The organism is Pseudomonas sp. PAMC 29040, from assembly GCF_003994535.1.
Classification (GTDB): Bacteria; Pseudomonadota; Gammaproteobacteria; order Pseudomonadales; family Pseudomonadaceae; genus Aquipseudomonas; species Aquipseudomonas paraversuta.
In genome coordinates, this window is record NZ_RZAA01000007.1 from 119688 (window position 1) to 131171 (window position 11484).

An 11484-nucleotide genomic window follows, 5' to 3' on the forward strand; every position below is an offset into this window, starting at 1 on the left:
GATGAGTATTGATCCGCACCAAATCGCCCGGCGTTTCGCCGAACTGTCCCCTGAGCGGCGCCAGGCTTTTCTCGCCAGGCTCGAGGAAAACGGCATCCGCTTTACCGACCTGCCGATGGTCGCGCTGCCCCGGCCGGATGCCTCACCGCTGTCCGCCGCCCAGCGCGGCCTGTGGATTGCCTGGCAGCGCGAGCCGGACAGCCCGGCCTATAACCTGGCGGGGGGCCTGCGTCTGGGGGGGCTGCTGAATGTCGAGGCCCTGGAGCAGGCTTGCAACGACTTGCGCGCCCGTCACGAAGCGCTGCGTACCTCCTTTACCCAGGACGCCGACGGCGAACCGCAGCAACGGGTCAACCCGCAGCAGTTCCAGCCACTGGCCTGCCTGGAACTGGACGAGGGCGCATCGCGGCAACGGGCCCAGGCGCTGACGTGCCAGGCGTTTGACCTGCTGGCCGAACCGGCGCTGCGACTGGAACTGCATCGCCTTGATACCCAGCAGCACCGGCTGGTGATCGTGCTGCATCACATCCTTGCCGATGGCTGGTCCATCGGCCTGATCATCGAAGATCTGGCCACGGCCTATGCCGCGCGCTGTCAGGGGCAGGCCGCGCAATGGCCGGCGCTGACCGTGCAATACGCCGATTACGCCGGCTGGCAACAACGCTGGCTGGATGCGGGGGAGCAAACCCGGCAACTGGATTATTGGCGCAAACAACTGGGGGACGATCACACGCCCCTGGCGCTGGCGCTGGACCGCCCCCGCAGCGCGGTTCGCGAGTCACGCGGTGCCAGTGTGCGCGTGCAATTGCCCGGCGATACCAGCCAACGCTTGCGCAACCTGGCCAAGGCCGGCGGCGCCACCACCTTCATGGCCATGCTGGCGCTGCTCAACCTGTTGCTCGCCCGCCACAGCGGCGCCGACAGCGTGCGCATCGGTTCGCCGCTGGCCAACCGCTCGCGGGCTGAAACCCAACGGGTGGTGGGCTACTTCACCACCCTCAGCGTGTTGAGCAACCGGGTCGATGAGCGCTGCAGTTTTACTGCGCTGCTGCATCAGGTGCGCGGCACCTTGCTCCAGGCCCAGGAACATTCCCAACTGCCGTTCGACCAGCTCTTGCAAGCGCTGGCGCCACCCCGCGAGGCGGGCACTCACCCGCTGTTCCAGGTCAAGTGCACCGAGCAGTCGGCCAGCCGCCCGCAGCGCTTCGCCGATCTGTCCATGGGGCTGGACGGGCTGGTGGCGGGGGAAGTGCATTTCGACCTGAGTGTGGACTTCACAGACCGCGCCGATGGCATCGAAGTGCTGATCGCCTATGCCTGCGACCTGTTCGATGCCGGGCGCATCGAAGCCCTGGCGGATGAGCTGCGAGTGCTGGCCGAAGCCGTGAGTCTGGCGCCGGAGCAACCCTTGCTGGAACTTGCCGTCAAGCCTGAATACCGCGCCGATGCACCGGCAATCGCCACTGAGGATGTGCTTGATGCCTGGCAGCGCCAGCATCTGCTCAGCCCTGACGCCGCAGCCGTGACCTGCAACGGTCTGACTTTCAGCCGCGGGCATATTGACCGCGCCGCCGAGGCCCTTGGCCAACAGCTGCTGGCCCGGGGCGTAGGTCCCGGTGACCGGGTGGCCTTGTTGACCGGACGTACAGCGGGGCTGGTGACCGGCATTCTGGCCACCCTCAAATGTGGCGCCGCCTATGTGCCCGTGGACCCGCGCTGGCCGGCCGAACGCCGCTCGGCAGTCCTGGCCGACAGCGGGGCGTGTCTGGTGCTGGGTGCCGATCCCGGGGTGCCGGGTCTGGACTGGCTGGCGCTGGAGACGGATTCGACCCTGCCCGCGGTGCTGAGGGCCTGGCCAGCCCGGGTGCCGCAGTTGCCCGCGTACCTGATCTACACCTCAGGCTCCAGTGGCACGCCCAAGGCCGTGGTCGCCAGTCGCGGCAACCTGGCCGCCTATGTCGCGGGGCTCAGCCAGCGCCTGCAATTGCCGGCCCGCAGCAGCTTCGCCATGGTCTCGACGGTGGCCGCCGACCTCGGGCACACGGTGCTGTTCAGCGCCCTGAGCCAGGGCGGGGTGCTGCACCTGGCCGACGATGATCAGGCCTTCGACCCCGATGCCTTTGCCCAATGGCAAAGCGAACAGGGAGCCGACGTGCTGAAAATCACCCCCAGTCATTTGCAGGCCTTGCTCAACGCCCGCGACCCGGCCCGGGTGCTGCCGCGGCACAGCTTGATCCTCGGCGGCGAAGCCACGTCCTGGGGGCTGCTGCAGCAGATTCGCCAGCTGGCCCCGCAGTTGCGGGTGTTCAACCACTACGGTCCCACCGAGACGACTGTGGGGGCGCTGTGCCAGGACGCCGCCGCGGCCGACCCGCTGCGCGCCCGCACCTTGCCCGTCGGCACTCCGCTGGCCGCCGTCGTGGCCCGGGTACTGGATGCTTATCTGAACCCGGTGGGGCGAGGGGTGAGCGGTGAACTGTACCTGGGCGGCCCGGGTGTTACCCAGGGCTACGCGGGCCGCCCGGGGCTGACTGCCGAGCGCTATGTGCCGGACCCGTTCGGCGCACCCGGTACACGCCTGTATCGCAGTGGTGACCGGGTACGCCGGCTGGATGACGGTAGCCTGGAATACCTGGGCCGCAGCGATGACCAGGTGAAAATCCGTGGTTATCGGGTCGAGCCCGGCGAAGTCAGTGCCGCGCTGCGGCGTCTGGCCGGGGTGCGGGATGCGGCCGTGATCGCCATGCCCGGGGAAGAGGGCGGCGATCAACTGCATGCCTGTCTGGTGCTGGAGCCAGGCATGGCTGTGCAAGCCCTGCGCGAGTCCCTGGCCAGGCAATTGCCGGACGCCCTGGTGCCGTCCCATTGGACAGTGCTGGAGCAGCTGCCGCTGACTGCCAACGGCAAGCTTGACCGGCACGCCCTGACCCTGGCGCAAACGGTCCGGCCCCTGGGCGAGGGCCCGCGCGGTGCGGTGGAAGAGGCGCTGGCGCAGCTGTGGAGCGATTTGCTGGGGCAGGCGGTTATTTGCCGCGACGCCTCCTTTACCGAACTGGGGGGCGACTCGCTGCTGAGCCTCAAGTTACTGGCGCGCATCCGCAAGCAAGGCCTGCAGGGTGAGCGCAAGCTGACCCTGGCCGACTTGCTCAATGCCCCGAGCCTGGCGGCGCTGGCCGAACGTCTGGCGCCACCGCCGGTGAACGACCCGGAGGTGGTGTTCCTGTCGCGTTCGGGGCGTGGAGTGCCGCTGTTCTGCCTGCCGGGGCTGATCGTCAACAGCAGTGAATTCAAGCCGCTGGTGGATGCCCTGGGCGGCTCACGGCCGGTGTATGGATTCGTCAGCCACGTCTACACCGAGCAACGCTGGCGTGGCTATGATCTGCCCGCGCTGGCCCGGGAGTACGCCGACTACATCGCGCGCACGGTCAAGGGCGGGCGCTGCGCTTTGCTCGGCTGGTCGTCCGGGGGCGAGCTGGCGCTGGAAACCGCGCGCCTGCTGCAAGGACGGGCGCAGGTCGAGTTCCTTGGCCTGGTGGATGTATTTGAGTCGGTGCCGTTTCACCCGCGCCAGGCCCTCGACGAGGGCGCACATGCCCGGGCACAACCGTTGCTGGAAAGCTGGCTGGCACGCTCGGCCATGGCCAGACAGTGGCGGCAATTGTTCGCGCTGATGGACGAGCGCGAGCGTGATGCCCTGACCGAGCATGTGCTGGCCCACGACGGGCAATTGCCCAGCGACGGACCGGACTTGCTGTCCCGGGAATTCGAACAATGGGCCTTGCTCGACAAACGCTTGAAAGCCGCCCGCCATGTGCACGTGCCGTTGCCGGTGGCGGCCCATGTCTGGCAGGCCGCCGATTCCCTGACCCGCAGCGAGCGTCTGCGGGACTGGAGCGCGCTGGTGGAGGTGATCGAGCACAGCTGTGTGGCCGATGCGCACCATCTGGACATCATCCGTCACCCGGTCTTCATGGCCGATTTTGCCCGGGCTCTGGCGGCTCTTGAGCTCAATGGCCAGGCAGAGGGGGTTAAATTCGCCGAGGCCGCAAGCGTCTTCTAAAGACACTTTCTCCAGCGGCCGGACCCGGGTCCGGCCACCGCTCTCTCACTCTCTACAGGAAGGAATCGGTCCCATGACCCAGCACTTCAACCCGACGGCCACCCACGACCTGATCGGCATCGGCTTCGGCCCTTCCAACCTGGCCCTGGCCATTGCCCTGCAAGAGCGCGCGGAGCAGGGCGGCAAGGCATTCGACGCGCTGTTCCTGGAGCGCCAGCCCGACTACAACTGGCATGGCAATACCCTGGTGGCCCAGAGCGAACTGCAGATTTCGTTCCTCAAGGACCTGGTGACCCTGCGCAACCCGTCGAGCCGCTTCTCGTTCGTCAACTACCTCAAGGCCCATGGCCGACTGGTGGACTTCATCAACCTGGGCACCTTTTATCCGTGCCGCATGGAGTACAACGACTATCTGCGCTGGGTCGCCGTGCAGTTCGCCGAGCAGAGCCGCTATGGCGAGCAAGTGCTGCGCGTCGAGCCGGTGGTGGAAGCGGACGGCCGGGTGCAGCGGCTGAATGTGATCAGCCAGAACCAGCAAGGCCGTGAAGTGAGCCGCCAGACCCGCTCGGTGATCGTCAGCACCGGCGGTACGCCGAAGATTCCCCCGGCCTTTGCCGGGTTCAAGGACGACCCCCGGGTGTTTCACCATGCGCGCTACCTGTCGGCCATGGCCACCCAGGCGTGCAACCGTGGCGAGTCAATGCGGATTGCCGTGGTGGGCGCCGGGCAGAGCGCCGCAGAGGCCTTTATCGACCTCAGTGACAACTACCCGAACGTGCAGGTCGACATGATCCTGCGCGCGGCCGTGCTCAAGCCCGCCGACGACAGCCCGTTCGTCAACGAGATCTTCGGCCCCGATTACACCGACCTGGTGTTCAATCAGCCGGAAACCGAGCGCGAGCGGTTGATCCGCGAGTACCACAACACCAACTACTCGGTGGTGGACCTGGACCTGATCGAGCGCATCTACGCCATTCTCTATCGCCAGAAAGTCAGTGGCAGCGAGCGCCACGCCTTCCTCTGCCGGCGCATGATCGAAAGCGCCATTGATGTGGATGGCCGCGTGCAGTTGCAACTGCGGGATCTGGCCACCGGCAGCAGCGAGGCGCGGCGTTACGATGCGGTGATCCTGGCGACCGGCTACGAACGTCGCTCCCATCGCGAGCTGCTGGCTCCGCTCAAGGACTATCTGGACGATTTTCGGGTCGATCGCGACTATCAACTGCTGGCGCGCCCGGAACTGGAAACCCCGGTGTTTATCCAGGGCTTCAGCCAGCATTCCCATGGCCTGAGCGACACCCTGTTGTCCGTGCTGCCGGCCCGTTCGGGGGAAATTGCCGCCGCCCTGGAGCAACGTCTGGATGGCATTCGCCAGCCCCGTTCGGGCCAGGAAGCACGGCCCCTGCACAGCGTTTCGGCCTGATGGCTGAATCCCGGCGGCGGTTCGGGTATGCTGGGTGAATGATGCTGTTTCTCATTTACCTTTTTGAACAGGGTGCCAGGGGCTGATGATCGACGTGCTTGCACCGCTGTTTCGCGGTGATTTTGAAGCCTACCGGGAGGTGCTGGTGCTGGCCGACGATCCTCGTCCGGCCATTCCCTGTGACGCGCTCCTGGCGCCTGCGGCCTTCAGCGACGTGCTGGGCGGTTTTGCTCAGCGCTATAACGGCGACGACCGGCGGGCCCTGGCGTCTTTGTGGGCCAAGCACTACATCGTCAAGCTGTTGCCGCCGGTGATGGGCGCCACGTTATTGCTGCGCTGGCGCCTGCCGCTGGCTCTCGCCGACACCGCCGTGCTGCTGGACGAGGGGCATCTGCCCCAGGGCTTTCGCCTGTCGGGCAAGGGCGAGCCGTTCGCGCCCCAGGTGAGTGATCCGTTCGAGCTGTTCGCGGGCTTGCTGGACGACCATTTGCAGCCGCTGTTCCAGGCCATGGCCAGCCAGGTCAAGGTTTCACCCAAGGTGCTGTGGAGCAATGCCGGTAACTACTTCGAAAATCTGCTCAACCTGATGGCCAGGGCCGGCATGCCCGCCGAACGACTGGCTGCGGGGCGTGCGCTGCTGGAAACCCGGGTCCGCCCCGATGGCAGCCGCAACCCGCTGTTCCAGCCGGTGCAGTACCTGCCGGTCACCGACGAACAGGGCCAGCCGACCATGCGCCGCGAGCGCAAGGTCTGTTGCGTGCGCTACCTGCTGCCGGAACTCGAGCTGTGCGGCAACTGCCCGTTGAAGGTCAAGCCGTCCGGCAAGCCTTCTTGCGTGCGTGCGGGATAAAAATCCGCCACCGGTTCAGTAATGAAAACTGATTGCCGAGCCGTCGTGGGGGTGGGGCATGACGCCCATACGGATGCCGTAGATGGATTCCAGCACGGCACTGTTCATCAGCTCTGCCGGTGGCCCCTGGATCAGTAAACGGCCGCTGTGCAACGCCACCAGGTGGTCGCAGTAGCGCGCCGCCATGTTGATTTCATGCAGCACCACCACCACCCCCAGATCCAGTTTGTGGCTCAGTTCGCGAATCAGCCCCAGCACCTCTACCTGATGTGCGATGTCCAGTGCCGAGGTCGGTTCGTCGAGCAGCAGGTAGCGGCTGTTCTGTGCCAGCAACATGGCCAGCCAGACCCGCTGGCGTTCGCCGCCGGAGAGGTTGTCCACCAGGCGCTCGGCATAGGCGCCGGTGTGGGTCAGTGCCATGGCCTGTTCGACCTGGGCGTGATCCTCCTCGCTCATGCGTCCCAGGGCGCCATGCCAGGGATAGCGGCCAAAGCGCACCAGTTCGCGCACGGTGAGGCCGTCGGCGGCCGGCAGTTGTTGCGGCAAGTAGGCCACCTGGCGGGCGAATTCGCGGTTTTTCCAGGCCGGCAACGGCACGCCATCGAGTTTCACTGTGCCCTGGCTCGCGACTTGCTGGCGGGCCAGCAACTTGATGAGGGTCGATTTCCCCGAGCCGTTATGCCCGATCAGGCCGATGATCTGGCCATGGGGCAGGGTCAGGTCCAGCGGGTACAGGAGGGTGCGCTCGGGAATGTCGAAAGAGACGGCCTGCAACTCGAACATGGGAGGGTCCTGGGGCAAAAGGAGCCTAATCTAGAGCAAATAAGAACCATTATCAAAGATTGTATGGCGCAAACCGCTGCCGGTGGCGGTTGTCGGGCAGGCGGGGGCGGCAGCGCCATGGGCAAGTCATTGCCTGCATTAATAGGAAGCATTACTATTCGCACCCCCACCTTTGTAGTCCAGAGCGATGACTCGTAAAGCGCCCCGCCGGGCGGGTTTTCTTGAATATTACGATGAGTTGATCGGGACCTGGACCCGCCGTCTGCGCAATCGTCAGCAGGCGCAGGATCTGGCTCATGACACTTTTGTACGGGTGTTCGAATCCGGCCCGGATGCGGTCGAGCAGCCCCGTGCCTATTTGCATCAGACCGCGCGCAATATCGCGGTCGACGGTTTTCGCCGGGAAGAGTTACGCGATGCCAAGGAGCAGGCTGCCGTTCCCCCAAGCTCGTGCGAAACGGGCGATCCGGAGCAGTACATGCGCGCTTACCAGTTGGCCGAGGCGGTTGAAAGAGCCTTGCAGGAACTGCCGCTCAATTGCCGCAAGGTGTTTGTCTGGCAAAAGATCGAAGGCCTGACCCAGGCCGAGATTGCCGAGCGCCTGGGGCTGTCCAGGAACATGGTGGAAAAGTATATGATCCGCACGCTGCGCCATCTGCGTGAGCGGGTGGAGGCGCCGTGACGACATCGGATAAGGACAGGATGATGGATAGCCGTGACTGTACGGGTGACAGCGCGAGCGTGCGCGATGCCGCCGCGACCTGGTTTGCGCGGGTGCAGGCACAGTCCCTGAGCCCTGCCGAGCAGGCCGAATTCGAGGCCTGGCGCACCCGGGATGCCAGCCATGAGGCTGAGTACCAATGGCTGGCAAGCCTGTGGTCGGCCACCGATCTGCTGCCAAAAGCCCGCTTGCAGGCGCTGTGCGAACTGCCGGACAGAGCGCCCAAACGCCGTTCGGTCATGGCCTGGGGGCTGGCCGCCAGCCTGTTGCTGGCGCTGGGGGCCGGTTTAAGCCTGCAATGGCAGGAGCCGGGTGCTTATCACGGCGAATTTTCCACACTGGCGGGCGAATACCGTGAAGTGCAGTTGCCCGACGGCTCATCGATCGAGCTCAACAGTCGCAGCCGGGTCAAGGTCAGCTTTGAGGGGCAGCAGCGCAGGGTCGAGCTCGAGCAGGGCGAGGTGATGTTCAGCGTTGCCCATGATACGTCCCGACCCTTTGTGGTGCGCGCCGGTGCCGGGCAGGTGACGGTTACCGGCACCCGCTTTGATGTCCGTCGCGACGGTGATCAGGCCCGGGTTGCGGTGGAGTCGGGGCATGTCCGGGTGCAGGGCAGCGATGCCTCGGGCGCGGTCAGCCTGACCGCGGGGCTTGGCACCCGGGTCGATGCACAGGGGCAGGTAGACGCACCGCTGGCGGTGGATACCCGGGCGCTGACGGCGTGGCGCACGGGGCAACTGCAGTTCAATGATGCAAGCCTGGCGCAAGTGGCCGCCGAGGTCTCGCGCTATCGTCAGCAGCCGTTGCACGTGACCGATCCGGCCGTGGCTCGGCTCCGGCTGACCAGCGTGTTCAAAACCGCTGACACCGATGCCTTGCTCAAGGCCTTGCCGCGAATCTTGCCGGTGGCCATTAACACCCGTGCGGACGGCAGTCAGGAAATAGTGGCCCGATAATAATTGGCTGGTGGATTCAGGTTTTTTCCGAGTTCTTCGTCTTCTAGATCAACTGCAACTGGTTTGCATTAACAGTCGCACTCAAGTGCGATCTACAGGGCAAGACTCGACGTGAAAAATAACAATCTCCGTGGGCGACTTTCTGCGCTTGAAACACCTTTGAGCTGCTCTTTTTCGATTAAACCAGGCCGCTGGTTGCCGCTGGCACTGGCCCTGGCCGTCAGTGCGGGGTTGCCGGCTGCGTTTGCCGGTGAGCCTGCCTCCAGTACCATCCATATTCAGGCCCAGCCTTTGGGCGCAGCGCTGAGCCAGCTGGCCCGCCAGACTTCATTGCAGGTGTTCTTCAGCCCGCAGCTGGTGGTCGGCAAACAGGCCCCGGCGGTCGATGGCAACTTGTCGCCGGAGCAGGCATTGCACGCATTGCTCCAGGGCAGCGGCCTGAGCTACGAATTGAACGGCGATGCGGTGATCCTGCAGGCAGCACCTGCGGTCAGTGCTTCAGCGGCTTCCGGCCCGCTGGAACTGGGCCCGGTGGATGTGAAAGTGGTGGGCGACTGGCTGGGTGATGCTAATGCGGCGGTGGTGCAGAACCATCCCGGCGCCCGTACCGTGGTGCGCCGCGAAGCGATGGTCGAGCAGGGCGCGATGAATGTCAGCGACGTGCTGAAGAAGATCCCCGGGGTCCAGGTACAGGCGCCCAATGGTACCGGTGGCAGTGATATTTCCCTGAACGTGGGGGTGCGTGGCCTGACCTCGCGCCTGTCGCCGCGCTCCACGGTGTTGATTGACGGAGTGCCCGCGGCCTTCGCCCCTTATGGCCAGCCACAGTTGGCAATGGCGCCGATTTCCTCGGGCAACCTGGACAGCATCGACGTGGTGCGCGGTGCCGGTTCGGTGCGTTACGGACCACAGAACGTGGGTGGGGTGATCAACTTTGTGACCCGGGCGATTCCCGAAACCTTTGCCGGTGAAGTCGGCACCACCCTGGAGACCTCCGAGCGTGGTGGCTGGAAGCACATGGAGTCGGCCTTTTTGGGCGGTACCGCCGACAATGGTATCGGTGCGGCGCTGCTGTACTCCGGGGTCAAGGGTGATGGCTATCGGGCACGCAACAATGACAACGACATCACTGACGTGTTGCTCAAGACCCACTGGGCGCCCACCGATCAGGATGATTTCAGCCTCAACTTCCATTATTACGACGCCACGGCGGACATGCCCGGCGGCCTGACCCAGGCGCAGTTCGACGCCGATCCGTACCAGTCGGTGCGCGACTACGACAACTTCAGCGGACGGCGCAAGGACGTGTCCTTCAAGTACCTGCGCCAGATCGACGACCAGACCCAGTTTGAAGTCCTGACCTATTACACCGACAGTTTCCGTGGCAGCAATATTGCCGCGCGCAACCTGCAAACCCTGTCGGCCTACCCGCGTAACTATCACACCTTCGGCATCGAGCCACGGGTGTCCCATGTCTTCACGCTGGGGCCGGTGACCCAGGAGGTCGGGGTCGGTTATCGCTACCTCAAGGAAGCGATGCACGAGCAGGCGAGCATGCTGGAACTGGTGGATAACGTGCCGGTGCCGGGGCCCAAAGGCGACGGTCATGTGTATCAGGACCGAACCGGGGGCACGGAGGCCAACGCCTTCTATATCGATGACAAGATCGATGTCGGTAACTGGACGGTCACTCCGGGGATCCGTTTCGAGCGCATCAGCACCAACTGGCACGACCGCCCGGTGCTGGATGGCAAGGGTGTGCCGGTGCCGGAGAAAAACCGCAGCATCGACAGTAGCGAAGCGCTGCCGGCCCTGAGCGTGATGTACCACCTCTCAGACGCGTGGAAGCTGTTTGCCAACTACGAGACTTCGTTTGGCAGCCTGCAGTACTTCCAGTTGGGGCAGGGTGGCACGGGGGACCAGACGGCGGCAGGTTTGCGTCCGGAAAAAGCCAAGACCTATGAACTGGGGACGCGCTATGACAATGGGGTGTGGGGCGGTGAAGTGACACTGTTCTACATCGACTTTGCCGATGAGCTGCAATACATCAGCAACGATGTGGGCTGGACCAACCTCGGAGCCACCAGGCACCAGGGTATCGAGACCTCGATCCACTACGACATGGCGGCGCTGGATGCCCGTCTTGACGGGCTGTCGGTCAATGCGGGGTTCACCTACACCAAGGCGGTGGCCGAGGGTGACATCATGAACTTCAAGGGCCGCGACCTGCCGCTGTATTCGCGTCAGGTGGCCAACCTGGGGGCGCGTTATGCGGTCAACCGCTGGACCTACAACCTCGACATGTTTGCCCAGTCCAAACAGCATGCGCCGGGTACCGGCGGCACCTACATCACCGACCCGACCGCGGACGGTCAATACGGAGACATTCCGGGGTATGCGACCTGGAGCACGCGCGTGGGCTACGACTTCGGGCCTGAGGCGTCGAACCTGAAAGTGGGTGCGGGGATCAAGAACCTGTTCAACCAGCAGTACTTCACCCGTTCCAGCGACAACAACTCCGGGATCTACCTCGGAGAACCCCGCACCTTCTTCGTCCAGGCAAGCGTGGGCTTCTGAAACCCGCCCGTCTCTGTAGGAGCGAGCTTGTCTCGCGATCTTTTGATCTTGAAAAGCTCGCGAGACAAGCTCGCTCCTACAGAATGCGGGGCTATTTTTGGATCTTCGAGCATG

The 11484-nt window shown here is 64.6% G+C and carries 7 protein-coding genes; 6 read left to right on the top strand and 1 reads right to left on the bottom strand.

The genetic code is table 11. The features are described 5' to 3' along the window. The first annotated feature begins 1 nt into the window (after position 1). The 3 genes from WG29040_RS14575 (at position 2) to fhuF (ending at position 6333) form a co-directional block, all read left to right on the top strand. On the top strand, positions 2-4060 hold the full coding sequence (locus tag WG29040_RS14575) for a non-ribosomal peptide synthetase (protein ID WP_127196416.1): 4059 nt from the start codon (positions 2-4) through the stop codon (positions 4058-4060). Between the two features lie 73 nt (positions 4061-4133). After that, the gene (locus WG29040_RS14580; protein ID WP_127196417.1) at positions 4134-5483 is read left to right on the top strand and encodes a lysine N(6)-hydroxylase/L-ornithine N(5)-oxygenase family protein; all 1350 of its coding nucleotides are present in this window, start codon (positions 4134-4136) and stop codon (positions 5481-5483) included. 85 nt (positions 5484-5568) lie between these two features. Beyond that, the gene (fhuF, locus tag WG29040_RS14585) at positions 5569-6333 is read left to right on the top strand and encodes a siderophore-iron reductase FhuF (RefSeq protein ID WP_003444901.1); all 765 of its coding nucleotides are present in this window, start codon (positions 5569-5571) and stop codon (positions 6331-6333) included. A gap of 15 nt (positions 6334-6348) precedes the next feature. Here fhuF and WG29040_RS14590 read toward each other — a convergent pair whose 3' ends face one another. Continuing rightward, positions 6349-7116 carry an ATP-binding cassette domain-containing protein gene (locus WG29040_RS14590; protein WP_003444899.1) on the bottom strand — a complete coding sequence of 256 codons (768 nt, stop codon included), beginning with the start codon at positions 7114-7116 and terminating at the stop codon, positions 6349-6351. A 187-nt stretch (positions 7117-7303) separates the two neighbouring features. Here WG29040_RS14590 and WG29040_RS14595 point away from each other — a divergent pair, with 187 nt between their 5' ends. The 3 genes from WG29040_RS14595 (at position 7304) to WG29040_RS14605 (ending at position 11370) form a co-directional block, all read left to right on the top strand. Beyond that, the gene (locus WG29040_RS14595; RefSeq protein WP_010657397.1) at positions 7304-7798 is read left to right on the top strand and encodes a sigma-70 family RNA polymerase sigma factor; all 495 of its coding nucleotides are present in this window, start codon (positions 7304-7306) and stop codon (positions 7796-7798) included. A gap of 23 nt (positions 7799-7821) precedes the next feature. Beyond that, positions 7822-8793, top strand: coding sequence for a FecR family protein (locus tag WG29040_RS14600; protein WP_003444895.1), 972 nt, complete (start codon positions 7822-7824; stop codon positions 8791-8793). 159 nt (positions 8794-8952) lie between these two features. Then, positions 8953-11370 carry a TonB-dependent receptor gene (locus WG29040_RS14605; protein ID WP_127196418.1) on the top strand — a complete coding sequence of 806 codons (2418 nt, stop codon included), beginning with the start codon at positions 8953-8955 and terminating at the stop codon, positions 11368-11370. The last annotated feature ends 114 nt before the right edge of the window (positions 11371-11484 follow it).

Coding starts and splice junctions, on each gene's coding strand:
- WG29040_RS14575 (WP_127196416.1), top strand. CDS start 2: ATGAGTATTGATCCGCACCAAATCGCCCGGCGTTTCGCCGAACTGTCC.
- WG29040_RS14580 (WP_127196417.1), top strand. CDS start 4,134: ATGACCCAGCACTTCAACCCGACGGCCACCCACGACCTGATCGGCATC.
- fhuF (WP_003444901.1), top strand. CDS start 5,569: ATGATCGACGTGCTTGCACCGCTGTTTCGCGGTGATTTTGAAGCCTAC.
- WG29040_RS14590 (WP_003444899.1), bottom strand. CDS start 7,116: ATGTTCGAGTTGCAGGCCGTCTCTTTCGACATTCCCGAGCGCACCCTC.
- WG29040_RS14595 (WP_010657397.1), top strand. CDS start 7,304: ATGACTCGTAAAGCGCCCCGCCGGGCGGGTTTTCTTGAATATTACGAT.
- WG29040_RS14600 (WP_003444895.1), top strand. CDS start 7,822: ATGGATAGCCGTGACTGTACGGGTGACAGCGCGAGCGTGCGCGATGCC.